General features: G+C 36.6%; 17 protein-coding genes. 13 read left to right on the forward strand and 4 right to left on the reverse strand.

The genetic code is table 11. From position 1 onward, the window contains the following. Position 1: 1 nt before the first annotated feature. Positions 2-1,000, forward strand: a complete 999-nt coding sequence (locus tag B1NLA3E_RS07685) for a DUF3231 family protein (RefSeq protein WP_015593271.1) — start codon at positions 2-4, stop codon at positions 998-1,000. A gap of 283 nt (positions 1,001-1,283) precedes the next feature. Here the strand turns inward: B1NLA3E_RS07685 and B1NLA3E_RS07690 are convergent, their stop codons facing one another. Both B1NLA3E_RS07690 and B1NLA3E_RS25475 read right to left on the reverse strand, forming a co-directional pair. Continuing rightward, the gene (locus tag B1NLA3E_RS07690) at positions 1,284-1,829 is read right to left on the reverse strand and encodes a TetR/AcrR family transcriptional regulator (RefSeq protein ID WP_015593272.1); all 546 of its coding nucleotides are present in this window, start codon (positions 1,827-1,829) and stop codon (positions 1,284-1,286) included. A 172-nt stretch (positions 1,830-2,001) separates the two neighbouring features. After that, positions 2,002-2,409, reverse strand: a complete 408-nt coding sequence (locus tag B1NLA3E_RS25475; protein WP_201765858.1) for a hypothetical protein — start codon at positions 2,407-2,409, stop codon at positions 2,002-2,004. On the opposite strand from B1NLA3E_RS25475, the gene B1NLA3E_RS07695 reads away from it, so the two are divergent. Beyond that, positions 2,408-3,643, forward strand: coding sequence for an MATE family efflux transporter (locus tag B1NLA3E_RS07695; RefSeq protein ID WP_236619612.1), 1,236 nt, complete (start codon positions 2,408-2,410; stop codon positions 3,641-3,643). The genes B1NLA3E_RS25475 and B1NLA3E_RS07695 overlap by 2 nt on opposite strands. A gap of 105 nt (positions 3,644-3,748) precedes the next feature. Continuing rightward, complete coding sequence (locus B1NLA3E_RS07700) at positions 3,749-4,750, forward strand: aldo/keto reductase (RefSeq protein ID WP_015593274.1); 1,002 nt, start codon at positions 3,749-3,751, stop codon at positions 4,748-4,750. A 118-nt stretch (positions 4,751-4,868) separates the two neighbouring features. On the opposite strand, the gene B1NLA3E_RS25220 is transcribed toward B1NLA3E_RS07700, so the two are convergent. Continuing rightward, the gene (locus B1NLA3E_RS25220) at positions 4,869-5,045 is read right to left on the reverse strand and encodes a hypothetical protein (protein ID WP_187292161.1); all 177 of its coding nucleotides are present in this window, start codon (positions 5,043-5,045) and stop codon (positions 4,869-4,871) included. A gap of 89 nt (positions 5,046-5,134) precedes the next feature. After that, complete coding sequence (locus tag B1NLA3E_RS25975) at positions 5,135-5,290, reverse strand: hypothetical protein (protein ID WP_442852662.1); 156 nt, start codon at positions 5,288-5,290, stop codon at positions 5,135-5,137. Between the two features lie 230 nt (positions 5,291-5,520). Here B1NLA3E_RS25975 and B1NLA3E_RS07710 point away from each other — a divergent pair, with 230 nt between their 5' ends. From B1NLA3E_RS07710 to B1NLA3E_RS07750, 10 genes are all read left to right on the forward strand, one after another. Next, positions 5,521-6,372 (forward strand): transketolase, encoded by an 852-nt coding sequence (locus B1NLA3E_RS07710; RefSeq protein WP_328285169.1) that lies wholly within the window; start codon positions 5,521-5,523, stop codon positions 6,370-6,372. Continuing rightward, complete coding sequence (locus B1NLA3E_RS07715) at positions 6,372-7,319, forward strand: transketolase family protein (protein ID WP_015593276.1); 948 nt, start codon at positions 6,372-6,374, stop codon at positions 7,317-7,319. The genes B1NLA3E_RS07710 and B1NLA3E_RS07715 overlap by 1 nt, the downstream gene beginning before the upstream one ends. A 51-nt stretch (positions 7,320-7,370) precedes the next feature. Then, positions 7,371-8,129, forward strand: coding sequence for an SDR family NAD(P)-dependent oxidoreductase (locus B1NLA3E_RS07720; RefSeq protein WP_015593277.1), 759 nt, complete (start codon positions 7,371-7,373; stop codon positions 8,127-8,129). Positions 8,130-8,283: 154 nt separating this feature from the next. Further along, complete coding sequence (locus tag B1NLA3E_RS07725; RefSeq protein ID WP_041580958.1) at positions 8,284-9,018, forward strand: FadR/GntR family transcriptional regulator; 735 nt, start codon at positions 8,284-8,286, stop codon at positions 9,016-9,018. Between the two features lie 312 nt (positions 9,019-9,330). Continuing rightward, on the forward strand, positions 9,331-10,356 hold the full coding sequence (locus B1NLA3E_RS07730; RefSeq protein ID WP_015593279.1) for a zinc-dependent alcohol dehydrogenase: 1,026 nt from the start codon (positions 9,331-9,333) through the stop codon (positions 10,354-10,356). Positions 10,357-10,547: 191 nt separating this feature from the next. After that, positions 10,548-11,879 carry an MFS transporter gene (locus B1NLA3E_RS07735; RefSeq protein WP_015593280.1) on the forward strand — a complete coding sequence of 444 codons (1,332 nt, stop codon included), beginning with the start codon at positions 10,548-10,550 and terminating at the stop codon, positions 11,877-11,879. A 107-nt stretch (positions 11,880-11,986) separates the two neighbouring features. Then, positions 11,987-12,943, forward strand: a complete 957-nt coding sequence (gene pfkA / locus B1NLA3E_RS07740) for a 6-phosphofructokinase (RefSeq protein WP_015593281.1) — start codon at positions 11,987-11,989, stop codon at positions 12,941-12,943. 264 nt (positions 12,944-13,207) lie between these two features. Further along, a complete protein-coding gene (locus tag B1NLA3E_RS24710; protein WP_144061441.1) occupies positions 13,208-13,348 on the forward strand; it encodes a GapA-binding peptide SR1P in 141 nt (46 codons plus the stop codon). A gap of 258 nt (positions 13,349-13,606) precedes the next feature. Beyond that, complete coding sequence (locus B1NLA3E_RS07745) at positions 13,607-14,305, forward strand: response regulator transcription factor (RefSeq protein ID WP_015593283.1); 699 nt, start codon at positions 13,607-13,609, stop codon at positions 14,303-14,305. Continuing rightward, on the forward strand, positions 14,283-15,752 hold the full coding sequence (locus tag B1NLA3E_RS07750) for a sensor histidine kinase (protein ID WP_015593284.1): 1,470 nt from the start codon (positions 14,283-14,285) through the stop codon (positions 15,750-15,752). Before B1NLA3E_RS07745 ends, B1NLA3E_RS07750 begins: the two co-directional genes overlap by 23 nt. Positions 15,753-15,839: the final 87 nt, after the last annotated feature.

Below are 15,839 nucleotides of genomic sequence, written 5' to 3' on the forward strand. Positions count from 1 at the left end.
CATGACAAGTAAACAAAGTTTAACATCTGCTGAAATGGGAAAACTATGGGCAATGTATGTCGGAAATACCATGTCCAAATGTATTCTTAGTTATTATCTTAAATGTGTCGAAAATCAAGACATTAAGAATATTGTAAATAATGCTCTCAACCTAAGTGAATCTTTTATCCAAATAATTAAAGATATATTTTTACATGAAAACTTTCCTATACCAATTGGTTTTACAGAAGAAGATGTAAACTTAGATGCTCCTAGATTATTTTTTGATGAATTTTATCTTCATTATTTAAAGTACGCAGGAAAAGCAGGAATGGGCCTTTACTCAATTGCTATTCCTTTGGTAACGCGAAATGATGTTAGGGAATTTTTTACAGATTCTCTCCAATCTACCGTAAAACTGATAAATGAAGTAAATATTACATTAATGGATAAAGGATTTTTAATGAGTCCACCAACCATTCCTATACCTTTAAAAGCTGATTTTGTAAAAAAACAAAAATACTTAAATGGTTTCATTGGAAACATCAGACCGCTTCACGGCCTAGAAATTGCACATCTTTACGATAATTTAGAAAACGACGTAACGAGTAAAGCATTAATAATTGGTTTTGCTCAGGTATCAAAAGACAAAGAAATTAAACAATTTTTTACACGAGGGAAGGAAGTTAATCAAAAACACATAGAGTTATGTGCACAAAAACTCAAAAAAGAAGATCTTCCTTCGCCATCATTGATAGATCACTTAGTAAGCAATTCCACTGATGCTCCTTTCTCTGATAAATTAATGTTATTTCATAAAATTGATATGTTTTCGATGAAAATAAGAGCCTATGCTGAGGGTGTTTCTCTGAATGGTAGACGTGATATTGCTGCTATGTATGCACATTTAATGATGGAAGTAGGTTTATATGTGGAGGACGGAGCAAATATAATGATTGATCGGGGTTGGATGGAAAGACCACCCGAGGCCGCGGATCGTGATAACTTAGCTTCAAAATAAGGGGGCATCTTTGATCGTTCTTTTCCTACTTGCAAAACGATAATGAGAAATAAACGATTTTCAACAAACGGGCGCACTTCTTGAATAGAAGACGCCTGTTTTTGTATAGGCCAGATGTGGAATATGGATTGTTGTACTAGCGATTCAGGCTAGTCTAAGTATAATCCTTCACAATTTGCATTTTAATGTAAAGTAAAATATAAAATTCATAGGTAAAGCATCTTCCCATAGGAATGATCCTCATCTACTTCACTAAATTGAGGTAGGTTTTTGATAGGAGAAACTATAGATTCCTCTCTAACAAAATCCCCACTTGTTCTGACATGATATTAGGTGGATAAGGCATTCCATTCTTAATCCACCATTCCACTATTCCTACGTAAGACGTCACAATAAATTGAAGAATAACAACCTCATTTAATCCGTGATTTTTCCCTTCGGATGTATTCACTTCATCCTTGAACTCTTCGATGAGAAACTCAACGAACTGACTACGGAAATAAGGGGCTCCTTTACTGGCTAACATCGCCGAAAAGAACAAATAATTACTTTCCAAGTATTCAAACCAGGGCAGATTCGCATCTTTATAATCCAGTTCAGATGCCGATTCGCACATCTCCCTTAGTTCGTTAATATGTTCCTCAATGAGTTTATCCAGTAGATCAAATTTATCCACGTAATGAAGATAGATGGTTCCTCGGCTTACATTTGCCTTGTCGGAAATATCCTGTATCGTAATATCATCAAAATTTTTTTCAGTCATCAGTTCAATAACAGCTTTTTTTATCGCTTCTTGGCTTTTGGCAATTCTTCTATCTACTTTAGACATTGTGAGGTTCACCAAACTTTCTTAAAGATAATGAACAATTTTAATTGATTTGTTCACTAATGAACAATTTATGTTCATTTAACAATTGTAAGCATCCTGTTCCTGTTTATAATTATATACAGGTGTTCATTAATGTATCAATATTTATTTTTAATGGGTATCAAATTTATATTTAAGGAAAAGGCTCTATTAAAATAGAATGCTGATTTCCGTTCCAGGCACTCGCTTTCCGCGGGGCGGGCGGTGAGCCTCCTCGGCGCTTAAGCGCCTGTGGGGTCTCACCTGTCCCGCTGCTCCCGCAGGAGTCTTCGTGCCTTCCACTCCAATCAACATTGTGCAAAAAATCAACATTGAGCTTTAAACAGCCAAGGAGAAAGAAATAGTTATATTGAACCGGAGTCACCGATATGGGCGACATCAAAGGAAATAGGAAAAATGTATAAATCGGAGGACTAAAATTGGCGCAGAAATCTTTAGCAACAAATAAGTTATTTACAAATAGGGATTTATTCACATTATTTCTGCCACTTTTCATCGAGCAGTTTTTAGAATTTCTGGTTGGATTGGCAGATTCAATCATGGTAGCATCCGTGGGTGAATCTGCGGTGTCTGGAGTGTCTTTGGTGGACTTTGTCATGGCATTGCTCATTAGTCTGTTCGCAGCTCTAGCTACTGGTGGTGCAGTCATTGCAGGACAGTATATGGGCAGGAAGCAGATAGAAGAATCAAGAGAAGCGGCGAATCAACTGGTTTGGTTTATCGGTGTCGTTTCCATCATCATCATGGTCATTATTTATCTGATAAAACCGTTTATTTTAAATGGACTGTTTGGACAGATTACGGATGAAGTACGCAGGGAGGCAAATATTTACCTGATGATTACAGGAATATCCATTCCCTTCCTTGCACTATATAATGCCGGTGCTGCAATATTCCGTACTATGGGTAATTCAAAACTTCCCATGATGGTAATGCTGGCTATGAACATAGGCCACGCTGCCGGAAATGCAATACTTATTTACGGCTTCCACTTTGGAGTTGAGGGGGTTGCTATACCGACTTTGATATCACGTATTGCAGCAGCAGCTATTATTATCACATTGGCCCTTAACAAAAAACAATCATTATATATAAAGAAAAGTTTCAAACACAAATTTAACGGGTTGATGATTAAAAAAATCTTAGGTATTGGTGTTCCATATGGATTGGAAAATGGTTTGTTCTATTTGGGAAGAATTATTGTACTTAGTCTAGTTGCAACCTTTGGTACAGCAGCCATTGCAGCAAACGCGGTGTCCGGCACTATTGTTATGTTCGAAGTGCTGCCGGGTATGGCAATTGGTCTTGGTTTAACTGTAGTTATTTCAAGATGTATCGGTGCAGGAGATATTGAACAGGCTAAATATTTCACCAAAAAGGTTATGGGTATTGTGTATGTGGCACATGTATTAAGCTGTGCGTTGGTACTTGCTTTACTCCCAGTCATATTAAATGTCTATGGATTATCTCAGACCGCAACCTCATTGACCACGCAAATCGTTTGGTGGCATGCAGCATTTACAGTAATTATTTGGCCGCTTGGTTACACCTTACCTGTGACATTCCGAGCATCAGGGGATGCCAAATTCCCGATGATTGTTGGAATGTTGACGATGTTTTTCTGCCGTATTGCTTTGGCTTATCTGCTAGGTATCTATTTCAATATGGGAATGTTCGGCACATGGGTAGCTATGTTTATTGACTGGATTGTGAAGGCAATCATTTTCGTAAGCCGGTTTATAAGTGGAAAATGGACTAAGTTTCAGGCAATTTAACCGATAATCTGCTATTTTTTTCTCCAAGTGATAGAGTTAAAAAAAAAGGAAGAACTAAATTAAAATCAAACAAACAAACAATTAAAAGAATGGAGGATCATTACTTTGAAGTACAAAAAGTTAGGAAAAAAAGACATTGAAGTATCAGCAGTCGGATTAGGCTGCATGGGAATGAGCGCTGCTTACGGGCAGGCAGATGATAATGAAAGCATCGCTACTTTAGAGTATGCATTGGATCTTGGCATAAACTTTTGGGATACTGCTGATATTTATGGAAACGGAGCTAATGAAGAACTGATTTCCAAAGTCCTGGTTCCAAACCGCAATAAGATTTTTATTGCAACAAAATTTGGTTTCCGTTTAAGAAATGACAATGGTGATGCGTTTGTTGGAGGGGAAACTTACGTAGACGCTTCCCCTAAGTGGATGAAGCAGGCAGTTGAGAACAGTCTCAGACGTTTGAAAATAGACACTATTGACCTATATTTTGCACACCGTGTCGATCCGAATGTTCCTATAGAAGAAACAGTAGGTGCTATGTCTGAACTGGTGAAAGAAGGGAAAGTGCGTTACCTGGGATTAAGTGAGTGCTTACCAGAGGATCTAAAAAAGGCACACGCTGTTCATCCAATCACAGCGGTACAAAGCGAATATTCAGTGCTTACTCGCGATGTTGAAAAAGAGATTCTTCCATTAACAAAAGAACTAGGTATAACGTTTGTTCCGTTTGCTCCGTTAAGTCGAGGATTAATTACAAACAATCTTAATGTCAGTACACTTGAATCAACTGATTTCCGTAGAAACCTGCCACGCTATAATGGAGAATACTTTGATAATAATCAGAAATTAGCATCTGAATTTGCCGAATTTGCCGCAAATAAAAATTGTACACCATCACAGCTTGCCATAGCATGGGTAATGGCACAAAGTGATAACATCATTCCTATTCCTGGCACAAAACGCAGAAAATATCTGGAAGAAAATGCAGGTGCGTCGGATGTAACCCTGACTGCTAAGGAAATAGAAGAAATAGAAAATTTATTAAACAAATATCCAAATATCGGGCCTCGCTACAGTGCGCGTGAAAACAAATTTGTAAAAAAATAAATTTGATAATTTGTAAGAGAGAATCCGTTTTGATAGAACTTTTTTCAAAACGGATTCCTTTTATTTGCCCGGATATCGGGGATATGCACAATATTTTTAATCAAACTTTATGTAAAAGCTACTCTTGTAAGGTACTTTCTAGCCCTTTCGTAAATGCTGGGTATGCCTCTGTTATATCTATGCCCAGTCGATTAGATAGCACAAGTAACCACCAGATGCATTCAGGAATCTTTCGCTTTAGCTCTGCTTCCATATCTTTGCCATAATCCCATGTACCACTTGCTGCAAAAACCAATCGGTATAACTTGATTACATCCTGTCAGTTTATCTAATTTCATTTTCGGATTGTTCGATCGTATTTTTCAAACACTCTGGAATAATCCCTCAAATCCTTACCAGCTCCAATACCTCTGCAACACTTCCAAAGGAAAGGACATAATTAATGAGCCAATTTCCCTTAGGAAAACGTGTTTGAACAATAAAGTATCCATCTTCATTTTTGCTAACAAGAAACCAGCCTCCCTCATGAGTGAGGAAGATTTTTAGCTATCGAAAACTGCCTTTAACACCCCTTATCGTTGGGCTACAAACTTTACACTATTAAAAAGGGAGTCTTCTTTCGGAAAATAATAAAAAAATATTTTATTATTCTACTATCAGTGTTGACTATTGTAATGAGCGGAGGTAAACTAAAAACACAAGGTAACTTAGTAGACAAGTATACAACATGACAAATTTTAACGTTTCAATGTAAAAACAGCTAGCTATAAATTAACGAGGTGACTGAGATGAAGGATATTAGTGTTGAGGAGTTAAAGCAAAAAGCGATTGAGTTAAGAAAAGCAGCTCTTACAATGATTCACAAAGCACAATCTGGGCATCCGGGAGGTTCCCTTTCAGCAGCAGATATCGTAGCAGCCCTTTACTTTAGAGAAATGAATGTGGACCCGAATAATCCGAAATGGGAAGACCGTGATCGGTTTGTATTATCAAAAGGACATGTTTGTCCTATCCAATATTCAGCATTAGCATTACTTGGATTTGTCCCCTATGAAACAATATATACATTAAGAGAATTTGGCTCACCTTTTCAAGGCCATCCTGATATGAAAAAGTGTCCTGGGATTGATATTTCTACTGGGTCTTTAGGACAGGGACTTTCTTGTGCAGTAGGGATGGCACTTGGAGGAAAAAGAGACTCAAAAGATTATCGAGTTTTCGCGATTTTAGGAGACGGAGAGTGTCAAGAAGGACAAATATGGGAAGCTGCACAAAGTGCAGTTAAGTATCAATTAGATAATTTAGTCGTATTTGTTGATGATAATGGATTACAAATTGATGGTACAACCGATGAAATAATGCCAAACCAAGATTTAGAAAAGAAGTTTCATGCTTTCGGTTTTGAAACGAGAAGAATTGATGGGCACTCGATGGAAGAAATTGTTGAAACATTGGATTATGTTAGAGAAGCAAAAAATGGAAAACCGAAGTGTATTGTGTGTAATACAGTAAAAGGGAAAGGCGTATCATTTATGGAAAATGTCGTTGGTTGGCATGGAGTCGCTCCAAATGATGAACAATTTGAACTTGCAATAGCAGAAGTAGCGGGAGGTTTAAGATAATGAGTCTATTGGAAAAAGAAATTGTAAAGAAAAAAGCTACTAGAGAAGCCTTCGGTGATGAAATCGTAAAATTAGGAAAAAAGAACAAGAATATTTTTGTCGTAGATATCGATATCGGAAAGTCGTGTAAGACTACAGAATTCGCAAAGCAATTCCCTAATCAACATGTAAATGTTGGGATAGCTGAGCAAAATGGAGCTGGTTTGGCTGCGGGTCTTGCTACAACCGGTAAGATTCCATTTGTAAGCACTTACGCGGTATTCGGTTCCTTAAGAATGGCCGAGCAGATTAGACAAGAAATTTGTTATCCAAACCTAAATGTTAAAATTGCTTGTTCGCACGGTGGACTTACTCCAGCTAATGATGGTGCAAGTCATCAAAGTATCGAAGACATGGGAGTTTTAAGGACGATTCCAAATATGACAGTCATAATGGGTGCAGATTATCATTCTACTAGAAAACTAGTAGAACAAGCCGCTGAGTTTTATGGACCAGTCTATCTTCGTTTTACAAGAGATACTGTCCCGTTCATCTATGATGAAAATGAAGAATTTACGATTGGGAAAGCAAAGAAGCTTAGGAACGGAAATGATATAGCAATAATTGCAAATGGTGACACTGTCTATCTAGCTTTAGAAGCAGCTAAGCAATTGGAAAATGAAGGGGTTTCTGTAAAACTATTAGACATTCACACAATAAAACCTCTCGATCGTGAGGCTGTAGTTGAATGTCTAAATATTGGTAAAATTATTACAGTTGAAGATCATAATATATTAAATGGTCTCGGAAGTGCAGTATGTGAAGTAGTGGCTGAAGAAGGAAAGGGTATTGTTAGAAGAATAGGGGTTCAAGATCAGTTCGGACAATCTGCCCCATATGAAAAACTTTTAGAGCTTAATGGAATTACAATTGAAGATATTGTAAGAACAGCGAAGGAAATGCTATAGTACTTACCCAAATCATGCGTGATGAAATCTAGTGAAATAGGAGAGATAAATATGTTTGAGTTACAAGATAGAGTAGCGATCGTTACAGGCAGCGGTTCCCAAAAGGGGATTGGACGTACTATTGCATTAACACTTGCAAAGCAGGGAGCCGCAGTTATTATTGCTGATATTAATTTAGAGGGTGTTCAAGATACTGTAAATGCCATAACTGAAGCAGGCGGAAAGGCTTTAGGCGTTGAGTTAAATGTTACCAGCAAAGAATCATGTGATGCAATGGTTGAGAAAACCCTTGCAACGTTTGGTAGAATTGATATCCTTGTCAATAATGCCGGGATTTCACAAAAAGTTACGGTTCAAGATATGACACTTGAGGACATTACAAGAATATTTAGTGTGAATATGTTTGGTTTATTCTTATGTACTCAATCAGTATTAGAAACAATGAAAAAACAAAAGTTTGGAAGAATCATTAGTCTTTCCTCCGTTTCAGCAAAAAGAGGTGGCGGAGTATTTGGTGGCCCACACTATTCTGCCTCAAAGGCTGCTGTATTAGGATTTTCTAAAAACTTAGCTCGGGAAGTAGCACTAGATGGAATTACAGTTAATTGTGTAGCTCCAGGCCTTGTAAATACTGAGATTTGGAAGTCCTTACCAGAAGAGGATGCAAAAGCTGTGATTGCAGGCATCCCTATGGGAAGACCTGGTGAAACTACAGAGATTGCATCGACCATTGCCTTTTTAGCATCAGAGGAAGCATCCTATATTACCGGAGAAGAAATCGATATAAACGGTGGTTCACACATGGATTAATGATACGATTATTTAACAGGCATTCCAATTGGAATGCCTATTTGTAATATCTCTATATTAGATAGTCTCCCGCATAAGGTACTAAAAATAGCTAAGTTGGTTGCCCATTAAAAACGAAGAGTATATAATTAATATGGTCTTTAATACAAGGAAAATGAAACAAAACATATGGAGAGAAGTGGTTATGATAAATTTTAATCCGGTATCGAGTAAAAAACTATATCTTCAAATTTATAATCAAATTCTTTCTCAAATCCAATCAGGCTCATTTAACATAGGCGATAAACTCCCTACTGAAAGAGAGTTATGTGAACAATTTGGTGTAAGTCGTGCCCCCATCAGACAAGCCCTCAGTGCATTGGAATTAAATGGACTTATTTATTCCCGCCAAGGAGAAGGTGTTTTTGTTAAAAACACTCAGATAGCTTCTGAAAATTCTCAATCAGCTATTTTACTTGAATCAGTTTCCCCAGAGGATATTGTTGAAGCAAGAATGAATATAGAGCCTCTTATTTGTAAGTTTGCAGCTTTAAGGGCTACTGATGAGGACATTGCAGATCTGCGAACTACCATCAAGAAGATGGAGGAAGAAACAAAGGCGGGGCACTATGTGCCAGAAACCGATGAAGCATTACATAATGGGATCGCAAAGGCTTCTCATAATGATTTATTTATTAGTATTATGGCAGCAATCAGTACCACAATGAAACAGCACGAAATGTGGAAATTTTTACGAGATAGAACTGTAACTCGACCAGACTATAGAGATCGTAATTTTTCTGAGCATAAATTGCTAATTAAAGCGATTGAGGACCATGATGAAAAGGAAGCAGAGAGAATCATGACTTTTCATATGCAAAACCTATTTGACCGCTATTGGAAAGATTAGATCTAGATAATCGACACTTTAGAAGTTATTAGGGGAGCGTATTAAATCTTGGAGATTTTATAAATAAAAACTTATCACAACATTCCCCATCAAATGAAGGGGAATTTCTTTTTTTAAGTATGATGTAAAGCTATGTTACTAGCTTTGTATCATGCTTTTTTTTGATTTTGAAAATTAAAATTATCTTATTGACATTCAATAGGTGTGAAAGTATATTAAATACATAAGGTACCTTAGTAGACAAGTACTCAAGAAGACAACGTGATAATTCTGTTGTTGGAAAATTTTATCATTTTATAATGGGGGTAGATTATGAGAGCTGGTGTGATTACAAAACCTTTCTCTATGGAATTACAAGGGGTTAGCATTCCAGTAATAAAACTAGCACACGAAGTCAAGATCCAAGTGAAGGTAACCGGTATTTGCGGTTCAGAAATTCATGCATACCATGGCACTCATCCTTTTCGAATTCCACCGGTTATCTCTGGGCACGAACTTGCTGGGGTAGTAGTTGAAGTTGGGGATAAGGTTAAAAATGTTTCTTTGGGGGACCGTGTTACGGTTGAACCCCATTATGGTTGTGGGGTGTGCAAACCCTGTCAGGCCGGAAATTATAATATTTGCAAAGATAAAAAAGTATTAGGTACACAGGAATGGACAGGTTCATTTGGAGAATTTATTGTTGTTCCGGAAAACACAATTGTTAAATTACCAGACAATGTATCCTTTGAACAAGGTGCACTGATTGAGCCGCTGGCAGTTGGTGTACATGCAGTAAGAAAAGCTGAAGTAGGACTTGGTGATAGGGTAGCAATATTGGGGGCAGGTCCAATCGGCTTGGGACTTTTACTAGCTGCAATAAATTCAGGTGCAACAAAAGTATTTATTACCGATGCTGTTGATTATAATTTGAATGTTGCAGAAAAGCTTGGAGCGACCCATACAATCAATACTTTAAAAGAAGATGCAATTGAAAAAATACTGGAAGAAACCGACGGAGAAGGCGTTGATAAGGTATTTATTGCAGTAGGAATTCAATCAGTTTTGAATGATTCTTTTAAGATTGTAAGAAGGGGAGGAAAGGTTTCTGAAGTAGCTCTTTTTGGTAAGAAACCGGAGATAGAGATTTCATATATTCAAAATAAGGAAATTCAATTAATAGGTTCAAATATGTATGTTAGAAAGGATTTTGAGGTCGCAGCAGAGGCAATAGCAGCCAATATGTATGATACGTCATTATTCATTTCTAAGGTTATACCTGTTGAAGAAATCAAGAATGCTATGATAATAGTCGATGAAAAATTGGAAAATGTTATTAAAGTATTATTGAAATTTTAATATATAATATATTTTGAAAGCGTTTTAATGTAAGTGTTTACAAAAATTTACCTAGTTTAATTGTAGGCATTCCGATTACTAGGGATAATTGGTTGAATGTTTCAAAACGAATAATACAATAGAAATTTTCAAATTAACCAGATATTAAAGCTAGAAAATAGTTAGGTACGAAACCCTAAGGAGGCGTTATTTTGGATTTACTTCAATTAGAGCGGTCAACTACTAAAAAAGTTTCATTAAGATTACTTCCATTCCTATTTCTATGTTTTACAATATCAATACTAGATCGAGTGAATATCGGATTTGCGGCACTGCAAATGAATGAAGATTTAGGATTTTCTAATGCAGTTTTCGGTTTTGGAGCAGGAATCTTTTTCTTTGGTTATTTCCTGTTAGAGGTACCAGGCAGTGCAATTATGACGAAAATTGGAGCAAGAAAATGGATTAGTAGAATCATGGTAACATGGGCAATGATAGCGGTATTAATGGCCTTTGTTCAAACTCCTATCCAATTTTACTCTGCAAGATTTTTACTAGGGGTTGCTGAAGCAAGTTTTTATCCATGTATGGTTTACTATTTAAGTGGGTTTTATCAAACAAAGCACCATGCAAAAGCGATTGCCGGATTCATGGTGGCAATTCCAGGTGCTAATGCCCTAGGTGCTCCACTTTCAACTTTCTTGCTGGGTGTTCACTGGATGGGTATGGAAGGATGGCAATGGCTGTTTATTATGGAAGCGATTCCAGCCTTTATCTTAGGGTTTATATGTTACTTCTATCTAGATGATAAAATTGAAGATGTAAAGTGGTTGAACAACGATGAGAAAAAATGGCTAATTGACACAACAACAAAAGAGAAACTTGTGAAACAGAAAGTAAAACACTATTCTTTTTGGCAGGCTTTAAAGGATCGTGACGTCCTTATCTTATCATTGGGATATTTTTGCTGGATGATTGGTTATTACGGAATTGTTATGTTTTTACCAACCATTTCAAAAGGCTTATCAGAGACAACCTCTCTTTCCACTCAATCTATGGGCTGGGTGCTTGGGTTAATGTATGTTTGTGCCATGGTCACGATGATTCTAGTGGGGAACCATTCTGATAAGAAGAACGAGCGACGCTTTCATGTTGCGGCATGTTTAACAACAAGTGCAGTGGCAATGATCATTAGTAGCCTTGTTGCCAATACCAGTATTGTTTTATCATTCGTATTTTTGACAGTGGCATTATGTGGGGCATTTGGGGCATACTCACCATTCTGGTCTATTCCGCCTTCTTTCTTAACTGAAGCAGCTGCTGCAGGTGCAATCGCACTAATTAATAGTATTGGTAATCTGGGTGGATTCTTTGGACCATACATTGTGGGATATATTAAGGATACAACAGGATCTTTTAATACAAGTATGATTTTCTTAGGTGTAAGTATGATCATAAGTTCAAGTATCATTGTATTCCTGGTAAAACAATCAGGAAAGGCTTTACATAAAAATGACTCAAATAAATTAGAAAAAACTAGTTAAAAGGTAAGGCCTCTTTTTAATAAAAATCCGGCAGTTAGGTTTAAACAGCTGCCGGTTTTCTTTCTTTAAATAACAATCAATCAGAAATGCATAGGAGATGTTTGGCAATGAATAAACTAGGGGTCATAACAAGTGGTGGAGATGCCCCGGGAATGAATGCAACTATTAGAGCAATAGTAAAAGCAGCAAACTATCATAATATAGAAGTAATGGGAATAAAGTGTGGGTTTCAAGGCTTAATAGACGGGAAAATTCATAAATTAACTAGTGAAGATGTTGATCATATTGCAGATAAAGGTGGGACGATTTTAAAAACTTCTCGCTCGTTAGAATTTATGAAGGAATCAGGTAGAAATAAAGCATTAATAGCATTGAGGAATTACGGGATTTCATCTTTAGTTGTAATAGGTGGTGAAGGATCTTTTAAGGGAGCAGAAAAACTACATGAACTCGGTATTAAAGTCATTGGTATACCTGGAACGATAGATAATGATTTAGCTTACACGGATTATTCAATAGGATTTGATACAACTTTGAATACGGTGTTGGAGTGCATTGGTAAAATTAAAGATACAGATTTTTCACATGACAAAACAACGATTGTCGAAGTGATGGGAAGATATTGTGGGGATTTAGCCTTATATTCTGCCATAGCAGGCGGTGGGGAAATCATATCAACTCCAGAAAGAAAATTAGATTTTGACACGATATGTTCCAAATTAAATTCAAGAATTAAAAGTGGTAAGAAAGATAATCTCGTCATCATAACCGAAAGAATGTATGATTTGCCAACGTTACAAAAATATATTGAAGAAAAGGTAAATGTCAGTGTAAGGACGACAGTTTTAGGCTTTATTCAAAGAGGGGGAAACCCATCCGCATTTGATCGCGTATTAGCAAGCAAAATGGGTGTTAAGGCAGTGAACCTGTTGATTGAAGGATATTCTGGAAGAGCTGTTGGGAATAAAGAGAATAACATAATTAATATAGAGCTTAAAAATGTTAATGCAGAGATTGTTGACAACCGGGAAAACTATAGTTTACTAGACACTTTATTGTATTAAAAAAATGGCTTTGTTAAAGCAAAATGTTGATTTTTTACACAATGTTGATTGGAGTGGAAGGCGCGAAGACTCCTGCGGGAGCAACGGGACAGGTGAGACCCCGCAGGCGCTTCGCTTTAGCGCCGAGGATGCTCACCGCCCGCCCCGCGGAAAGCGAAGCGCCTGGAACGGAAATCAACATGCAAGTTTAACAGAGCCAAAAAAATCCGGATTGTTTATAACAAATCAGTTCCAGTTTTATTTTATAGAAATGGGGAAGAGTACATGGATGAGCAAACAACTATTAAACAAGGAACGATTGTTTGTCAAGTATGTGGGGAAATTATCGAAAGTGTGGATAGTTCCGAAGGAGTAAAAACTTGGTATGGAAAATGTTCGAAGGATTGTTCTAATAAAGAAGAATGAGGAATCGTGATATTGCTCTGAACCTTTTTTCATGATTCATGGATTATTGGATAGGGGCGAAAACTCGATTGCGATGCTCAATCAATACTCCAGAGAAATGGAGCTAGGAATTGAAAAAGGGAAGCACCTTTAAGTTAGGTGCTTCTTTTTCTATTAGTGATTATAAACAAATTAAGAGATAATTGATTTACATCACAAATTCATCACAAACTTTTGGTAATGATATAAAATACATACTATCTATGAGAGGAATGCACTGTGAAAAAACCATTAATATTAATTGCAGATGATGAAATAAGGCTGAGAAAGCTTGTTTCCGACTTCCTATTAAACTCGAGTTATGGAGTATTAACTGCTGCGGATGGAAAGCAGGCATATGACATTTTTATGGAGGATCGACATAAAATTGATCTTATTATTCTAGACGTCATGATGCCGCAAATGGATGGTTGGGAAGTTTTAAAAGAAATAAAAAAAATATCATCGGTTCCTGTTATCATGCTTACGGCAAAATCAGAAGAAACGGATCAACTTCAAGGGTTTAAACTTGGTGCAAACGATTATGTTACCAAACCCTTCTCCCCAAGTGTTCTAGTGGCAAGAGTTGAAAATCTTTTGAAACGCTCAGGGAAAATTGGTGGCGAACGACTTGGATTAGGAAATCTTTCAATCGATTTAATTGAACATGTAGTATATATTGACAACTGTCTAATTGAATTGACTCCAAAGGAATTCGATTTATTAGTCTATTTCATTCAAAATGAAGGCATCGCGTTATCAAGGGATAATGTATTGAATGCGGTCTGGAACCACGATTATTTTGGTGATCTGCGGACTGTGGATACTCATGTTAAACAGTTGCGCGCAAAACTCGGTATTCATGGTGGTTATATTCAGACAGTCAGAGGAATTGGATATAGAATGAGGTGCAAGGATGAGGATATCGATAAGAGTTAAATTATTTTTTATACTAACATCCATTATCCTTCTATTTGTTATTATAACGCAGTTTTTTGGTATCTTTTTCTTAGAGGATTTTTACATCTCTTCTAAAAAGACGACATTAAAGGAAAGTCTTGGGCAAGTGCAAAAAATATTATCTAAAAAAAATGATTATGAAGAACACCTTACAGCCCTTCAAAATAATAAAAACATTAATATCATCATTACCGACAAGGAATACAATGTCATTTTCATGACAGCTCTTTTAAATCGTAAGGATAAAAACCAGCTTCCCGATCCCAAATTACCAGATAAACGTGATAAACATATAAAAGATTTTAGAGAAAACTTTACTAATCTGCCAAAGATCGTCACCCGCACCGACCCACGGATGAACACGGAATTCTTGAGTTTATTTTCCAGAATAAAACTTCCAGATGGTGCCAACGGATATATTGAAATTAGTTCATCAATCGATGCCATGAAAGACAGCGTTAAAGCAGCAAGTGATTTTATCCTATATTTATCATTATTGGTCACCTTAATTGGGACGATCACGATTTTTTATGTATCAACGAAGATTTCAAAACCAATTGTCAAAATCGCCAGGTTAACCGCTGATATGGCAAAGTTGGACTTTTCACAAAGGATTGATTTCAACTCAAATGATGAGATAGGAGATCTTGGTAAAAATATTAATTTACTTTCAGTAAAGTTAGATAAAACACTTAATGAGCTTGCAACCGCTAATATACAGCTTAAAGAAGATATCAAGACGAAAGAAAGAATCGATCAATCAAGAAAGGAATTAATTGCCAATGTATCGCATGAACTAAAAACTCCTATTTCACTCATTGCAGGGTATGCGGAGGGGTTAAAGGTGAATGTGAATACCGAGGATAAGGATTTTTATTGTGATGTCATTATTGATGAAGCAGAGCAAATGAACAGACTCGTGCTAAGCCTTTTAGACCTATCTCAGGTTGAAGGTGGATACAAACAGATGAAGAAAGAAAATATCAATGCAAGTGGACTTGTAGAAAATACTCTTGAAAAATTCAAACTGATTTTTAAAGAAAAAGGAATTAAACTATCAGTGACCTATGAAGGAGACTGTACTGTATTTGCAGATCCAGATAGAATCGAACAAGTTTTAACGAATTACCTAACCAATGCTATGAATCATGTCGATAATAGGAAAAGAATAATAATTCGGGCAGAAGAGCAAGCAGAAAAAGTAGTTGTGAGTGTTTTCAATACTGGAAGACCTATTCCCACTGATGAGCTTAGTAAAATCTGGGATAGCTTCTACAAAATTGATAAAGCCCGTACCCGGGAATATGGTGGTTCGGGACTAGGACTTACAATTGTAAAAGCCATCATCGAGGCACATGGTGGAAAATATGGAACAACCAATCACGAAGATATGGTTGAGTTTTGGTTTACTTTAAATAAAGAATAGCCTTTGACAGCTCCTAAAATCCAGGGGCTGTTTTTTTCTATCTATCATACTTTTGCTATATATCTTTAATAGTTTATTAAAGGAATC

Origin of the sequence: Bacillus sp. 1NLA3E, from assembly GCF_000242895.2 — a bacterium.
In the GTDB taxonomy this organism is placed as follows: Bacteria; Bacillota; Bacilli; order Bacillales; family Cytobacillaceae; genus Bacillus_BU.